Origin of the sequence: Streptomyces sp. NBC_00683 (genome assembly GCF_036226745.1) — a bacterium.
Classification (GTDB): domain Bacteria; phylum Actinomycetota; class Actinomycetes; order Streptomycetales; family Streptomycetaceae; genus Streptomyces.
In genome coordinates this window covers 7,639,964-7,655,803 of record NZ_CP109013.1, presented here as the reverse complement: position 1 = coordinate 7,655,803, position 15,840 = coordinate 7,639,964, and the positions used below count along the sequence as shown (strand labels likewise).

General features: G+C 70.4%; 9 protein-coding genes. 7 read left to right on the top strand and 2 right to left on the bottom strand.

What is annotated here, in order from left to right; genetic code table 11:
* The first annotated feature begins 74 nt into the window (after positions 1–74).
* From OG257_RS33375 to OG257_RS33350, 6 genes are all read left to right on the top strand, one after another.
* Positions 75–521, top strand: a complete 447-nt coding sequence (locus OG257_RS33375; RefSeq protein WP_329213515.1) for a MarR family winged helix-turn-helix transcriptional regulator — start codon at positions 75–77, stop codon at positions 519–521.
* A 45-nt stretch (positions 522–566) separates the two neighbouring features.
* Positions 567–3,509, top strand: a complete 2,943-nt coding sequence (locus OG257_RS33370; protein ID WP_329213513.1) for an FAD-binding and (Fe-S)-binding domain-containing protein — start codon at positions 567–569, stop codon at positions 3,507–3,509.
* 407 nt (positions 3,510–3,916) lie between these two features.
* Complete coding sequence (locus OG257_RS33365; RefSeq protein ID WP_329213511.1) at positions 3,917–5,356, top strand: Gfo/Idh/MocA family protein; 1,440 nt, start codon at positions 3,917–3,919, stop codon at positions 5,354–5,356.
* Positions 5,357–5,602: 246 nt separating this feature from the next.
* The gene (locus tag OG257_RS33360) at positions 5,603–7,441 is read left to right on the top strand and encodes an ABC transporter ATP-binding protein (RefSeq protein ID WP_329213510.1); all 1,839 of its coding nucleotides are present in this window, start codon (positions 5,603–5,605) and stop codon (positions 7,439–7,441) included.
* Positions 7,438–9,219 carry an ABC transporter ATP-binding protein gene (locus OG257_RS33355; RefSeq protein ID WP_329213508.1) on the top strand — a complete coding sequence of 594 codons (1,782 nt, stop codon included), beginning with the start codon at positions 7,438–7,440 and terminating at the stop codon, positions 9,217–9,219. The genes OG257_RS33360 and OG257_RS33355 overlap by 4 nt, the downstream gene beginning before the upstream one ends.
* 145 nt (positions 9,220–9,364) lie before the next feature.
* The gene (locus OG257_RS33350) at positions 9,365–10,726 is read left to right on the top strand and encodes an NAD(P)/FAD-dependent oxidoreductase (RefSeq protein WP_329213506.1); all 1,362 of its coding nucleotides are present in this window, start codon (positions 9,365–9,367) and stop codon (positions 10,724–10,726) included.
* 57 nt (positions 10,727–10,783) lie between these two features.
* Here OG257_RS33350 and OG257_RS33345 read toward each other — a convergent pair whose 3' ends face one another.
* Positions 10,784–12,319 (bottom strand): ATP-dependent DNA ligase, encoded by a 1,536-nt coding sequence (locus tag OG257_RS33345; RefSeq protein WP_329213504.1) that lies wholly within the window; start codon positions 12,317–12,319, stop codon positions 10,784–10,786.
* A gap of 55 nt (positions 12,320–12,374) precedes the next feature.
* A complete protein-coding gene (locus OG257_RS33340; protein ID WP_329213502.1) occupies positions 12,375–13,166 on the bottom strand; it encodes a metal-dependent hydrolase in 792 nt (263 codons plus the stop codon).
* Between the two features lie 156 nt (positions 13,167–13,322).
* Between OG257_RS33340 and OG257_RS33335 the strand changes: the two genes are divergently transcribed.
* On the top strand, positions 13,323–15,836 hold the full coding sequence (locus tag OG257_RS33335; protein ID WP_329213500.1) for a DEAD/DEAH box helicase: 2,514 nt from the start codon (positions 13,323–13,325) through the stop codon (positions 15,834–15,836).
* Positions 15,837–15,840: the final 4 nt, after the last annotated feature.

The following is a 15,840-nucleotide window of genomic DNA, read 5'->3' as shown; positions in this document are numbered from 1 at the left end:
GAATTTCGACTTTACGGAGCCTAGCTCATTGTTACCTCTATTCACAATGAACAAGGTCCTGATATTGTTCCCTCATGGACTCCCCCGATCCCGACGGTCTTCTGGCCGAACAGCTGCTGCGTCTCACCCGCAGACTCCAGCGCATCCAGAGCCGCCAGCTGGAGCCGATCGACATCACTCCGGCGCAGTTCCGGCTGCTGCGCACGGTCGCGCACTACGAGGATCCGCCCCGGATGGCCGATCTCGCCCAGCGCCTCGACGTCGTCCCGCGTGCGGTCACCACACTGGTGGACGGACTGGAGGCCAATGCCCGGGTGCGCCGTGCGCCGGACCCGACCAACCGCCGGGTGGTCCGCATCGAGATCACCGAGGAGGGCAGGGCCACGCTCCGCTCGCTGCGCAACGCGCGGAAGGCCGCCGCAGAGGAGATCCTGGCTCCATTGACCGCCGAGCAGCGCGAGGTGCTCGGCGGGCTGCTGACCGCTCTGGTGGACGGGATGCCGGAGCGCCGCCGCTGCTGAGGCGCGGTGCGGGGCACCGCACCGTGTCGTCGAGGAGACGCTGAGATGCCGCTGCTGGAGCCGAAGCCGGAAGCCCTCCGCCCTGGTACGGCACGGGCGCCGTCCCCCGACCGGGTGCCGGGCTGGAAGGCCGCGGGCACACCCGCACCGCTGCGTGCCGACCTGACCGCCCTGCTCGGCGCGGAGAAGGTGCTGTGGAAGATCTCCGACCTCGTACGGTACGCCTCCGATGCCAGCCCCTACCGCTTCCTGCCGCAGGTCGTCCTGGTCCCCAAGGACATCGACGACATCTCGGCGATCCTCTCCTACGCCCACGGCAAGGGCCGCAACGTGGTCTTCCGGGCCGCGGGCACCAGCCTCAACGGCCAGGCGCAGGGCGAGGACATCCTGGTCGACGTACGCCACCACTGGACAGGCATCGAAGTCCTCGACGACGGGGCTCGGGCCCGGATCCGGCCGGGGACCACCGTCATGCGGGCCAACGCCACGCTCGCCCGGCACGGCAGGCTGCTGGGCCCCGACCCCGCCAGCGCCATCGCCTGCACCATCGGCGGTGTCGTCGCGAACAACGCCTCGGGAATGACCGCCGGCACGACCCGCAATTCGTACCGCACGGTCTCCTCCCTCACCTTCGTCCTGCCGAGCGGCACCGTGGTCGACACGGCCGAACCGGCCGCCGACGAGCTGCTGCGTCACGCCGAGCCGCGCCTGTGCGAAGAACTGCTGGCCGTCAAGGCGGAGATCGAGGCGGACGAGCAGCTCACCGCCCGGATCCGCGCCAAGTACGAGATCAAGAACACCAACGGATACCGGCTCGACGCGTTCCTGGACGGATCCACCCCCGTGGAGATCCTCCGCGGGCTGATGGTCGGCTCCGAGGGCACCTTCGGCTTCATCTCGGAGGTCGTCTTCGACACGCTGCCGCTGGACCGCCTGGTCTCCTCCGCGCTGCTGTTCTTCCCTTCCCTCACCGCGGCGGCGGCGGCCGTGCCTCGGTTCAACGAGGCGGGTGCGATCGCCGTGGAGCTGATGGACGGCAACACACTGCGTGCATCGGTGCGCGTCCAGGGCGTTCCCTCGGACTGGGCGTCCCTGCCGAGGGACACGACGGCGCTCCTGGTGGAGTTCCGCGCCCCGGACGAGGCGGTTCTGGAGACCTACGAGCAGGCTGCGGCCTCGGTCGTCACGGGTCTCGACCTCGTCGCTCCGGCCGTGTCCGTGACCAACGCGTTCACCCGGGACGCCGCCACGGTCGCGGGCTACTGGAAGGCCCGCAAGGCGTTCGTCACCGCCGTCGGCGGCTCCCGTCCCTCGGGCACCACGCTGATCACGGAGGACTTCGCGGTGCCGCCGTCCCGGCTCGCCGAGGCCTGCGAGGCCCTGCTGGAACTCCAGGCGGTCCACGGCTTCGACGCCGCCGTCGCAGGCCATGCAGCGCACGGGAACCTGCACTTCCTGCTCGCTTTCGACGCCGCGGAATCCGCGGACGTCGACCGGTACGCGGCTTTCATGGACAGCTTCTGCTCGCTCGTCGTCGACCGTTTCGACGGATCGCTGAAGGCGGAGCACGCCACGGGCCGCAACATCGCGCCGTTCCTGGAGCTGGAGTGGGGCCCGAAGGCCACGGAACTGATGTGGCGTACGAAGCAGATCATCGACCCCGACGGGGTGCTGGCGCCCCGGATCGTCCTGGACCGTGACCCGAAGGCGCATCTGCGCGGGCTCAAGACGATCCCCAAGGTCGAGCCGGTGGCTGATCCGTGCATCGAGTGCGGCTTCTGTGAACCGACCTGCCCCAGCGAGGACCTGACCACCACGCCCCGTCAACGCATCGTCCTGCGCAGGGAGATGATGCGCCAGCCGGACCGCTCCCCGGTGGAGGCCGGTCTCCTCGACGCGTACGGGTACGACGCCGTGGACACCTGCGCGGGCGACTCCACGTGCAAGCTGGCCTGCCCGGTCGGCATCGACACCGGCGCGATGATGAAGGATTTCCGTCATCACCGGCACTCGCCGCGCGAGGAGCGCGTCGCTGCTCTCACGGCGAAGCACTTCAAGGCGGTGGAGGTCTCGGCACGGCTCGCGGTCGCCGCGGCCGACGCCGTCTCGAACCGGGTCGGCGACCGTCTGCTCGAGTCCGTGACCCGGCTGGCCCGCAAGGCCGTTCGACCCGATCTGGTACCGGAGTGGCTGCCCCAGATTCCCGGGGCTGCCGGCCGGAGGATGCCTCCCACCTCACGGGCGGGTGCGCACGCCGTCTACTACCCGGCCTGTGTGAACCGCATCTTCGCCGGACCCGAGGACGAGGGATCGCCGTCGCTCGCCGAAGCCGTCGTCTCCCTGTCCGCCCGGGCCGCGAAGCCCGTGTGGATCCCCGAGGACGTCGCGGGCACCTGCTGCGCGACGATCTGGCACTCCAAGGGGTACGACGTGGCCAACGCCGTGATGGCCAACCGCATCGTGGAGGCGGCCTGGGGCTGGACCGCGGGCGGCAGGCTGCCGCTGGTCGTCGACGCCTCCTCGTGCACGCTCGGCATGTCCCACGAGGTGGTGCCCTATCTCACCGAGGCCAACCGGGACCTGCACGGTGAGCTGACTGTCGTCGACTCGCTCGTCTGGGCCGCCGAGGAACTGCTTCCCTCGCTGACCGTGTTCCGCAGGGTGGGCTCGGCCGTCCTGCATCCCACCTGCTCGATGGAGCATCTCGGAGACGTGGCACAGCTGCGCGCGGTCGCCGAGGCATGCGCGGAGGACGTCGTCATCCCCGACGACGCGGGCTGCTGTGCGTTCGCGGGCGACCGCGGCATGCTGCACAAGGAGCTCACCGACTCGGCGACCGCCAAGGAGGCGGCCGAGGTGAACACCCGGGAGTACGACGCGTATCTGTCGGCGAACCGGATGTGCGAGATCGGGATGGACCGGGCGACCGGCCGCACGTACTACTCGGCGCTGATGGAGCTGGAGCGGGCGACCCGGCCGGTCCTCTGACCGAACGCACACACCCGGGCGACCCGGCCGGTCCTCTGACCGAACGCACACACCCGGGCGACCCGGCCGGTCCTCTGACCGAACGCACACACCCGGGCGACCCGGCCGGTCCTCTGACCGAACGCACCACACACCCGGGCCACCCGGCCGGTCCTCCGGACCGAGCGGGCACACACCTCCGGGCGACCCCGCCCGCCCTCTGAAGCGAGTACGCGCCCGCTCCTGCCGGCGCCCCGCCGGAAAGTCCATGGTTTCGGCGCGAGAGTCCACGCGCGAGTCCAATCGCATCCCTTGCGCAACAGCAGTCCCACCCTCCAGGGTCCTTACCGAGGTTCGGGAATCCGCCATGCCCCCATGGGTTCCCGCATCTCCACGCGCACCGTCAGATCCCCCTTTCTGGAGGCTCGATGAACGACGACGCACTACAGGACCAGGACCCGCAGAATACGGACGACGGCTCGATGAGCCGTCGTTCTGTGCTTCGTACAACAGCCGGGGTGGCCGGAATAGCCGGTGCAGGCCTCGGACTCGGAACACTCGGGAGCGGCACCGCAGCGGCCGCGACAGCGGCGGGAAGTCCCGAGGCCGCCCCCGCACGCCAGGGCCGCACCATGGCCGGGGTGCCCTTCGACCGGCGCTCCACCGTGCGGGTCGGCATCGTGGGCCTCGGCAACCGTGGCGGCAGCATGATCGATCTCTTCCTCGCCGTCACCGGAGTACAGGTCGTCGCCGTCTGCGACCCGGTGAAGGCCAAGGCGGAACAGGCGGCCGCGAAGGTGACGGCGGCGGGTCAGCCCGCGCCCGCCGTGTACACCAACGGCGAGGACGACTACGAGAACCTCTGCAAGCGCGGGGACATCGACTTCGTCTACGTAGCGACTCCCTGGGACTTCCACTTCGAGATGGCGAAGACCGCCATGCTCAACGGCAAGCATGTCGGGGTCGAGTGTCCGATCGCTCTCCAGCTCGACCAGCTCTGGCAGTTGGTCGACCTCTCCGAGCGGACCCGGCGGCACTGCATGCAGCTGGAGAACTGCTGCTACGGCCGCAACGAGATGCGGGTGCTGCGGATGGCGCACGCCGGTCTCTTCGGCGACCTGCTGCACGGCGCGGGCGCGTACAACCACGATCTGCGGGGGCTGATGTTCGACCCCGACTACTACGAGGGTCCGTGGCGCCGCCTGTGGCACACCCGGCTGCGCGGCGATCTGTATCCCAACCACGGATTCGGGCCGGTCGCCAACTACATGGACATCAACCGCGGCGACCGCGCGGTGAGCATCACCAGCGTCGGCTCCCCCTCACGCGGTCTCGCCGAGTACCGCGAGCAGCACATGCCCGCCGGTGACCCGAGCTGGAAGGAGACCTACATCGAGAGCGACCGGACGATCAGTCTCGTCCAGACGGCGAAGGGCCGGGTGATCCGACTGGAGCACGACGTGTCGACACCCCACCCGTACTCACGCATCAACAGCCTCGGTGGCACCAAGGGCGTCTTCGAGGACTACCCGACGCGCATCTATCTCGAGCCCGACCACACCGACGACCAGTGGAAGGACTTCTCCGCGTACGCCGACTGGGACCACTGGCTGTGGAAGGAGCACGCCAATCCGCCCGGTGGTCACGGTGGAATGGACTACATGCTGGTGTTCCGTCTGATGCAGTGCATGCGGCTCGGACTCGCGCCCGACTTCGACGTGTACGACGCGGCCACCTGGACCGCGCCGGTTCCGCTGAGCCACCTCTCCATCAAGGCCAAGGGAGTTCCGCAGCAGATCCCGGACTTCACCCGCGGTGAATGGAAGAAGGCCCGTCCGGGCATGGACTCCGACAAGCCCGCGGAGTAGACGGGACGGGGCTCCGCGCCGAAGGGCACGGAGCCCCGCCGCGTGTCCGGGTACCTGACGGACCGGGCGGACCGGGCCGGCCTCGCGCCCTGCCGTCCCGCTCCGCCGCCGTCGGCTGCCGGAGGCGTATCCACCAATAATCGCTTGCTTCGGACCGGGGCATGACGCGAACCTTGCACGGTTTGGTCACCTACTGTTCCACGAGATCCGTCACGGATCTCTGCCCCTTCCGATCCTTGGAACGTCATGCAGATTCGCGATCTTCCGTACTCGGATCCCGGCGACCCCGATGTCCGTTCAGGCCCACGCTTTCTGTTCTGGCTCGGGCGCAGCCAACTCACCGGCCAGCTCAAATCCCTCTCCTGGGGGCTGCTGCACCAGTGCGCGATCGCCGGGCTGCCGCTCGCCGTGGGAGTCGCGGTCCAGGCCGTCGTCGAACGCTCCGGCCGCGGCCTCGCGCTGGCCGGAGCACTCATCGTGGCCCTCGGCATCCTCATCGCCGTGGGCGACACCATGCTCCACCGCACAGCTGTCACCAACTGGATCACCGCGGCGGCCAGGGTCCAGCAGCTGCTGGCCCGTAAGACCGCCGAGCTCGGGTCGGCGCTGACCCGGCGGGTCGCGGCGGGAGAAGTCGTCGCCGTCTCCACCGGGGACGTCGAGAAGATCGGCTGGTTCGTCGAGGCGCTGTCGCGCTTCGCCGCCGCCGCCACCGCCCTCGTGCTCATCAGCTTCGGACTCATCGTCTACCTGCCCTCGCTGGGCGTGCTGGTCGCGATCGCCATGCCTGTCCTGGCACTCACTGTGCTGCCACTGCTCCCCCGCGCCACCCGGCGGGCGGATCTCCAGCGTGAGAAGGCGGGCAAGGCGACCGAACTGGCCTCCGACACCGTCGCCGGCCTGCGGGTGCTGCGTGGCATCGGCGGCGAGGAACTCTTCCTGACCCGTTACCGGCGTGCCTCGCAGGAAGTCCGCAAGGCCGCCGTGCGCAGTGCGCGGATGTGGGCGCTGATCTCGGCGATCCAGGTGCTGCTGCCCGGAATCCTGCTCATCTCGCTGGTCTGGTACGGGGCGGCGCTGGCCCGGGACGGCCGGATCGACGTCGGCCAGCTGGTCACCGTGTACAGCGCGGCGACGCTGATGCTCTTCCCCCTGCGGCACTTCGAGGAGATCGCCATGGCGTACTCGTTCTCGCGGCCGTCGGCACAGCGCGCGGTCCGGGTCCTGTCGCTGCGGCGCAGTGCGCAGCCCTCGACGCTCGACGCGATGTCACCCGAGGGCGATCTGTACGACCCGGTGAGCGGGCTGATGGCGCCGCGCGGCCTGTTCACGGCCGTTGTCTGCGGCGATCCCGACGAGGCGGGCCGGCTGGCCGAGCGGCTCGGCGGGCACGCGGAGACGGACGACGCCTCGGACCCGGAGCCCTCGGTGCTCCTGGGCGGTGTGGCTCTGGACGAGCTGCCGCTCGACTCGGCGAGGGCCGCGGTGCTGGTGCAGGACAAGGATCCGGTGCTGCTCTCGGGGACGCTGCGTGAGCTGCTTGACGTGCCGTCGTCGGGCAGGGTCACCGCAGAGGACGCGCTCGCGGCAGCTCACTGCGGTGACGTGCTGGACGCTCTGGCCCAGGCGTCCGTCGACACGGACGGCGACCCGATGCGCACCCGGATCACCGAACGCGGCCGGTCACTGTCGGGTGGTCAGCGCCAGCGGCTCGCGCTGGCCCGCTCCCTGGTCACCGACCCGGAGGCACTCGTGCTCGACGAGCCGACGTCCGCCGTCGACTCGCACACGGAGGCCCGGGTCGCCGCCGGTATCAAGCAACTGCGCACGGGTCGTACGACAGTGGCGTTCGCCTCGTCGCCGCTGCTTCTGGACCTCGCCGACCGCGTGGTGCTGGTCCACTCGGGCACGGTCGTGGCGGTCGGCGCGCACCGCGAACTGCTGCGGGACGAACCGCGGTACCGGGCGGTCGTCACCCGTGAGACCGACGCGGAGATCGCGACACCTGTTGTGCAGGACGGGCTCGCCGGGATCGGCGCGTCGAAGTCGGCCGAAACGATCGAGGAATTCGAGGAGAGGGCATGATCGGCGTCGCACCCCCCGCATACGACCCGGCCGCACCGCAGTCGGCGACGACCCTGCCGGTCGGCACACCGCTGACCGTACGGTCGTACGTGCGTTCTCTGCTTCGGCGTCACCGGAAGCCGTTCGTGGCGCTCATCGCGGTCAACGCGATCGCGGTGATCGCGTCGATCACCGGACCGTATCTCCTGGGCGGACTGGTCGAGGACCTTTCCAACGGGGTCACCGACCTCCATCTGGAGCGCACCGCCGCGGTGTTCGCCCTCGCACTGGTCGTGCAGACGGTCTTCACGCGGACGATGCGGCTGCGCGGAGCGGTGCTCGGTGAGGAGATGCTGGCCGATCTGCGCGAGGACTTCCTCGTGCGGTCGGTCGGGCTCCCGCCGGGTGTTCTGGAGCGGGCAGGCACCGGCGATCTGCTCTCCAGGATCACGACGGACATCGACCGGCTGGCGAACGCGATGCGGGAGGCCGTGCCGCAGCTGGCGATCGGTGTCGTGTGGGCAGGGCTGCTGCTCGGCGCGCTGACGGTCACCGCCCCGCCGCTCGCTCTCGCCGTGCTGATCGCGCTGCCGGTGCTGATCACCGGCTGCCGCTGGTACTTCCGGCGGGCGCCTTCCGCGTACCGCTCGGAGGCCGCCGGGTACGCGGCGGTCGCGGCGATGCTGGCCGAGACCGTGGACGCCGGCCGGACCGTGGAGTCCCACCGGCTGGGAGCGGGCAGGGTCGCGCTCTCCGACCGGCGGGTCAAGGAGTGGGTCGCGTGGGAGCGGTACACGCTGTTCCTGCGTTCGGTGCTGTTCCCCGTCATCAACGCCACGTACGTGACGATTCTCGGCGCGGTGCTGCTGCTCGGCGGCTGGTTCGTGCTGGAGGGCTGGCTCACCGTCGGGCAGCTGACGACGGGGGCGCTGCTGGCACAGATGATGGTCGACCCGATCGGCCTGATCCTGCGCTGGTACGACGAGTTGCAGGTCGCCCAGGTGTCCTTGGCGAGGCTCGTCGGCGTACGGGAGATCGAGCCGGACGCGGGCGACGACGCAGTCGGGCCGGACGGCCGCGAGGTACGGGCCGCGGGGGTGCACTTCGGTTACCGCGCCGGTGTCGACGTCCTGCACAAGGTGTCGCTGGACGTGGCCCCGGGTACGCGTCTTGCCCTGGTCGGGCCGTCCGGTGCGGGCAAGTCCACCCTGGGTCGTCTGCTGGCCGGGATCTACGCACCCCGGACCGGTGAGGTCACGCTGGGCGGGGCGGAGCTGTCCCGGATGCCGGCGGAGCGGGTACGGACCCATGTGGCTCTGGTGAACCAGGAGCACCATGTGTTCGTGGGCTCGCTCCGGGACAACCTGCTGCTGGCCCGTGCGGGCGCCGAGGACGCGGAGCTGTGGGCCTCGCTCGCGGCGGTCGACGCGGACGGCTGGGCCAAGGCCCTGGCGGACGGTCTGGACGCGGAGGTCGGCTCGGGCGGTCTGGCCCTCACCCCGGCGCAGGCGCAGCAGATCGCGCTGGCCCGGCTGGTGCTGGCGGATCCGCACACCCTGGTGCTGGACGAGGCGACGTCGCTGCTCGATCCTCGGGCGGCCCGGCACCTGGAGCGTTCACTGGCCCGGGTGCTGGACGGCCGGACGGTGATCGCGATCGCGCACCGGCTGCACACGGCGCACGACGCGGATGTGATCGCGGTCGTCGAGGAGGGCCGGATCAGCGAGCTGGGCAGCCACGACGAGCTGGTGGCGGCGGACGGCGCGTACGCGGCGCTGTGGCGGTCCTGGCACGGATGACCCCGGTGCGGCGGCCGGGGTGACCCTCCGGCCGCCGCCCCACAAGAGGCGGACTGCGGCCCCTACGGTCAGGATGAGGAGTGACTGGCCCCGGATACGGGGCAGGTGAGCGATGACCGCGTAAGCCCGAGAAGGGACGCACACCGTGGCACGACCCAGGATCCTCGTTGTCGGTGCAGGCTTCGCCGGAGTCGAGTGCGTGCGCCGGCTGGAACGCAGCCTCACCCCCGGTGAGGCGGACATCGCCCTCGTCACGCCGTTCTCGTACCAGCTCTATCTTCCGCTGCTCCCGCAGGTGGCGTCCGGGGTGCTCACCCCCCAGTCGGTCGCCGTCTCCCTGCGCAGCAGCCGGCGCCACCGCACCAGGATCGTGCCGGGCGGCGCCATCGGCGTGGACACCAAGGCGAAGGTCTGCGTCATCCGCAAGATCACCGATGAGATCGTGAACGAGCCGTACGACCACCTCGTGCTGGCCGCCGGGAGCGTCACCCGGACGTTCGACATCCCCGGGCTGATCGACAACGCGCGCGGGATGAAGACGCTGGCCGAGGCCGCCTACATCCGGGACCACGTCATCTCCCAGCTCGACCTGGCCGATGCCAGCCAGGACGAGGCCGAGCGGGAGTCCCGGCTGCAGTTCGTGGTGGTGGGCGGCGGATACGCGGGCACGGAGACCGCTGCCTGCCTGCAGCGGCTCACCGCCAACGCAGTCCGGCACTACCCCCGGCTGGACCCGAAGCTGATCAAGTGGCATCTGATCGACATCGCCCCGAAGCTCATGCCGGAGCTCGGCGACAAGCTGGGGCGCACCGCGCTGGAGATCCTGCGCAAGCGCGGCATCGAGGTGTCGCTCGGTGTCTCGGTGGCCGAGGCGGCTCCGGACAAGGTGACGTTCACCGACGGACGGGTGCTGCCCTGCCGCACGCTCATCTGGACCGCCGGGGTCGCGGCCAGCCCGCTCGTCGCCACCCTCGACGCGGAGACGGTACGCGGCAGGCTCGCGGTGACGCCGGAGATGCAGGTGCCCGGCGTGGACGGGGTGTTCGCCCTCGGCGACTCGGCGGCGGTACCCGACCTGGCCACGGGCGACGGGGCGATCTGCCCTCCCACCGCGCAGCACGCCATACGGCAGGGGCGGGTGCTGGCCGACAACCTCATCGCTTCGCTGCGCGGCCGTCCGCTGCAGCCGTACGTCCACAGGGACCTCGGTCTCGTCGTGGACCTCGGCGGCCGGGACGCGGTGTCCAAGCCGCTGGGCATCGAGCTGAAGGGCATGCCCGCCCAGCTGGTGGCACGCGGCTACCACTGGTCGGGGCTGCGGACCAATGTCGCCAAGACCCGGGTCCTGACCAACTGGATGCTGAACGCGATCGCGGGTGACGACTTCGTGCGGACCGGGTTCCAGGCACGCAAGCCGGCCACCCTGCGCGACTTCGAGTACACCGACGCCTATCTCACGCCGGAACAGCTCCGCGCGCACACCGCGTCGACGGCCACCCGCGGCTGATCGACGGTCGCCGGCCCCCGCCGCGCCGGTGGGGGCCGCGCTCAGGTCCGGGGCCGGTCAGGTCCGGCGGCCGAGCACCGTGTCGACCGTGTCCGCCTCCTGCGGCGACTTGTCCTCGCGGTAGCGCAGCACCCGGGCGAAGCGCAGGGTGACTCCCGCCGGGTAGCGGGTGGAGCTCTGGAGTCCGTCGTAGGCGATCTCGACGACGAGCTCCGGCCGCACGGTGACGACGTGCCCGTCGTCGCCGGTGGACAGTTCCCTGAGGCGTTCGGTCTGCCAGGCCAACATCTTGTCCGTGAGCCCTTTGAAGGTCTTGCCGAGCATCGCGAAGGAACCGTCCTGCCGCCTCGCTCCCAGGTGGAGGTTGGACAGTTTTCCGGTACGCCGGCCGTGCCCCCACTCGGCAGCCAGGACCACGAGGTCGAGGGTGTGTACGGGCTTCACCTTGAGCCAGGACGCGCCCCGTCGGCCCGCGCTGTAGGGCGCGGTCAGGCCCTTGACCACCACGCCTTCGTGTCCGTGCGCCAGGGTGGCCTCGAAGAACGCCGCCGCTCCCCCGCGGGCCTCTTCGTCCCCGGGGTCCGTCACGAGGAAGCGCCGCACCCGCATCGGCTCCGGGACCAGGGCGGCCAGCTCCGCGTGCCGTTCGGTGAGGGGGAGATCCAGCAGTTCGCGTCCGTCGACGGACAGCACGTCGAAGAAGACGGCGACCACGGGGACCTCGGCCGCCGCTGTGGCGACATCCCGCCGGGATCCGACCCGGCCGGCTGTCTCCTGGAAGGGCCGCGGTCTGCCGTCGGGCCCGAGAGCGATCGCCTCGCCGTCGAGGATGAACCGTTCGCCGCCGAAGCCGGCCACCGCCGTGACCAGTTCGGGAAGCCGGTCGGTGATGTCGTCGAGGGTGCGGGTGTGGACCCGCACCCGCTCCCCGTCGCGGTGCACCTGTACGCGAATGCCGTCGAGCTTTTCCTCCACGGCGCACGGCCCCAGTTTGTCGATGGCTTCGGTGACCGAGCGCGCGGTGTGCGCGAGCATCGGCAGGACCGGCCGGCCGACGGTGAGCCTGAAGGCCGGGAGAGCCCCGGGGCCGTCGGCGAGCAGCGCGCGGGCGACCGCCTGCAGTGATCCGGCGAGCATGACGGCGCGGCGAACCTCGGCGGGCTCCGCGCCGGTGGCACCGGCCAGGGCGTCGATGGCTACGGCGTCGAGCGCCCCCTGGCGCACCTCGCCGGTGAGCAGCCCGCGCAGAAAGTGCTGTTCGTCGGCGGTGGCGGCGCCGAGCAGCCGCTGGAGGCGCTCCTTGCGCGCGGCCTGCGAGCCGGGACCGGTCAGAGCCCCGATCGCTGTCAGTTCCGCGTCGACGTCCGTCACCGTCAGTGTGGCGGTGTCCGCGGGCGCCACCGGATCGCCCAGGGTGCTCCACCCGATGCCGAGCCGCCCCTGCGGGAGGCGGCCGGCGAGGTACGGGATGACCACGGGGACGTCGTCGGGACCGGACTCCCGGAACAGTCCGGCGAGCAGGGCGACCTTCCGGGTCCGTGCCGACGTCGCGGCGACCTCGATGGACACGTGGGCGAGCCGGGCGAGCAGCATGGGGTCATGGTGCTACGGGTCGGGTCGCGCCGCCCCCGGAACGGGCGCGCGGCGGTCAGATGAAGTTGAGCGCCGCGGCCGCGCCCACTCCCCCGAGCACCATGAACGCGGGCATCAGCACCTTGATCTCCACCCAGCTGCCGGCCCGGAAGCGCATGAACTTCGGGGGTCCGAGCGGGTACCACCGCTTGCGGCCGAGCGGGATCGGCCACAGGATCGGGCAGCCCGAGACGGTGAGCGCGTCGCCGATGCAGTGGACGAGGGACCCGAGCACGATCGGCAGGCCAAGCCACAGGTACTCCTGACCGGGCTCGGCGAACAGCCAGTCCGAACCGTTGCCCGGCTTGTCGAGCACCCCGGCCAGGATCCACGCGCTGGTCGCGCCGAGCAGCCAGACGAGGACGTCGCTGGACATGCGCGCCGCCCGCCACAGCAGGCCCTCGACGGCGAGCACGAGGTGGACGAAGAGAATCGCCAGGACCGCCCACCGGCCGCCGGTGATCGCCGCGAGGGAGGCTCCCCCGCCGATCAGCACCGCCCACAGCCAGGTATGGGTGAGGGTTCGGTGTCCGCCCGTCCTGCGCGGGTCGCCTGCTCCCTTGGTCGCCTTGTAGACGGCGTACGAGAGTTTGTCGACGATCTCGCACACGCCCTTGGAGATCGGGCCGAAGGCACGCGAGATCGTGGCGGACTTGTGGTCGAGGTCGGGGGCGAGCGCGGCGCCCGCGCAGATCAGTGCCCCCACGACGAGGACGGGCCAGGGCATCGTGTGACCCGCGGCGGCGGCCGCGGCGCCCACCCCCAGCCAGGCCGCTGCCCCTGACAGAGAGTGTGCCGGTCCCATCATGGCTGTTTCCGCCCCCATCGTGATTCGGCCGTGCGGCACGGCCGGGCCGTCATTGCCTGTGCGATGCGGCCGAGTTGAGTGGGCAGCGTATCGTCCGTGATCTTCGGGCGGTCCTCCGGTTCCCGCATCCGGGCACAAGGCAGGCAAGATGGGGGCGTGACCCTTATCGATCAGCTGCCCCCGACCGCCGACCCGGACGCCCTCTTCGAGGCCTTCTCGTCATGGACCGAATCGCAGGGCATCACCCTCTATCCGGCTCAGGAGGAGGCGCTGATCGAGGTGGTCTCCGGGGCGAATGTGATCCTTTCGACCCCCACCGGCTCCGGAAAGAGCCTGGTCGCGGCCGGTGCGCACTTCACCGCTCTGGCCCAGGACAAGGTCACCTTCTACACCGCGCCGATCAAGGCGCTGGTCTCGGAGAAGTTCTTCGACCTGTGCAAGATGTTCGGCACGGAGAACGTGGGCATGCTGACCGGCGACGCCTCGGTCAACGCCGACGCCCCGGTGATCTGCTGCACGGCCGAGGTGCTGGCTTCCATCGCTCTGCGTGACGGGAAGTACGCGGACGTCGGCCAGGTCGTGATGGACGAGTTCCACTTCTACGCGGAGCAGGACCGCGGCTGGGCCTGGCAGATCCCGATCCTGGAACTGCCGCAGGCCCAGTTCATCCTGATGTCGGCCACGCTCGGTGACGTCAAGATGTTCGAGGAGGATCTGACCCGCCGCACCGGCCGCCCCACCTCCGTGGTGCGCTCGGCGACGCGTCCGGTCCCGCTCAGTTACGAGTACCGGCTGACGCCGATCACCGAGACGCTCACCGAGCTCCTGGACACCCGGCAGTCGCCGGTCTACATCGTGCACTTCACCCAGGCGGCGGCCGTCGAGCGCGCCCAGTCGCTGATGAGCATCAACATGTGCACGAAGGAGGAGAAGGAGAAGATCGCCGATCTGATCGGCAACTTCCGATTCACCACCAAGTTCGGCCAGAACCTCTCCCGTTATGTGCGGCACGGCATCGGGGTGCACCACGCGGGCATGCTCCCCAAGTACCGCCGTCTGGTCGAGAAGCTCGCGCAGGCGGGCCTGCTGAAGGTGATCTGCGGTACGGACACACTCGGCGTCGGCGTCAACGTCCCGATCCGTACGGTGCTGTTCACCGCCCTCACCAAGTACGACGGCACCCGGGTGCGCACGCTGCGCGCCCGTGAGTTCCACCAGATCGCCGGCCGCGCGGGCCGGGCCGGTTTCGACACGGCCGGCTTCGTGGTCGCGCAGGCGCCCGAGCACGTCATCGAGAACGAGAAGGCCGTCAAGAAGGCGGGCGACGACCCCAAGAAGAAGCGCAAGGTGGTCCGCAAGAAGGCCCCCGAGGGCTTTGTCGCCTGGTCCGAGACCACCTTCGACAAGCTCATCACCTCCGATCCCGAGCCGCTGACCTCGCGCTTCCGGGTCACGCACACGATGCTGCTCTCGGTGATCGCCCGCCCGGGCAACGCCTTCGAGGCGATGCGGCATCTGCTGGAGGACAACCACGAGCCGCGCCGGGCCCAGCTGCGGCACATCCGGCGGGCCATCGCCATCTACCGCTCGCTGCTCGACGGCGGTGTGGTGGAACAGCTCGACACCCCGGACGCCGAGGGCCGGATCGTGCGCCTCACCGTCGATCTCCAGCAGGACTTCGCGCTGAACCAGCCGCTGTCGACCTTCGCGCTGGCCGCGTTCGACCTGCTGGACGCCGAATCCCCTTCGTACGCCCTGGACATGGTCTCCGTCGTCGAGTCGACCCTCGACGACCCGCGGCAGATCCTCGCCGCCCAGCAGAACAAGGCGCGGGGCGAGGCCGTCGGGCAGATGAAGGCGGACGGCGTCGAGTACGAGGACCGGATGGAGCGGCTCCAGGAGGTCACGTACCCGAAGCCGCTGAGCGAGCTGCTCTGGCACGCGTACGACGTCTACCGCACGAGCCACCCGTGGGTCGGCGACCATCCCGTGTCGCCAAAGTCGGTGATCCGGGACATGTACGAACGAGCCATGACGTTCACGGAGTTCACGTCGAACTACGAGCTGGCCCGTACCGAGGGCATCGTGCTGCGCTATCTGGCCAGTGCGTACAAGGCGCTCGAGCACACCATCCCGGACGACCTGAAGTCCGAGGACCTGGAGGACCTGATCGCCTGGCTCGGCGAGATGGTGCGTCAGGTGGACTCCAGCCTCCTGGACGAGTGGGAGCAGCTGGCGAACCCGGAGGTGGAGACCGCCGAGCAGGCGCAGGAACGGGCCGACGAGGTCAAGCCGGTCACCGCCAACGCCCGCGCCTTCCGGGTCCTGGTGCGCAACGCGATGTTCCGCCGGGTGGAGCTGGCCGCCCTGGACCGGGTCCGCGACCTGGGCGAGCTCGACGCCGACTCGGGCTGGGACGAGGACGCCTGGGGCGAGGCGATGGACGGCTACTGGGAGGCTCACGAGGACCTGGGTACGGGTCCGGACGCGCGCGGCCCGAAGCTGCTGAAGATCGACGAGGATCTCGAGCACGGTCTGTGGCGGGTGTGGCAGGCCTTTGCCGACCCGGCGGGTGACCATGACTGGGGTATCCGTGCGGAGGTCGATCTGGCGGCCTCCGACGAGGAGGGCCGGGCGGTTGTCCGGGTCACGGCCGTCGGCCAGCTGTGACGGC

Coding starts and splice junctions, on each gene's coding strand:
- OG257_RS33375 (WP_329213515.1), top strand. CDS start 75: ATGGACTCCCCCGATCCCGACGGTCTTCTGGCCGAACAGCTGCTGCGT.
- OG257_RS33370 (WP_329213513.1), top strand. CDS start 567: ATGCCGCTGCTGGAGCCGAAGCCGGAAGCCCTCCGCCCTGGTACGGCA.
- OG257_RS33365 (WP_329213511.1), top strand. CDS start 3,917: ATGAACGACGACGCACTACAGGACCAGGACCCGCAGAATACGGACGAC.
- OG257_RS33360 (WP_329213510.1), top strand. CDS start 5,603: ATGCAGATTCGCGATCTTCCGTACTCGGATCCCGGCGACCCCGATGTC.
- OG257_RS33355 (WP_329213508.1), top strand. CDS start 7,438: ATGATCGGCGTCGCACCCCCCGCATACGACCCGGCCGCACCGCAGTCG.
- OG257_RS33345 (WP_329213504.1), bottom strand. CDS start 12,319: ATGCTGCTCGCCCGGCTCGCCCACGTGTCCATCGAGGTCGCCGCGACG.
- OG257_RS33340 (WP_329213502.1), bottom strand. CDS start 13,166: ATGATGGGACCGGCACACTCTCTGTCAGGGGCAGCGGCCTGGCTGGGG.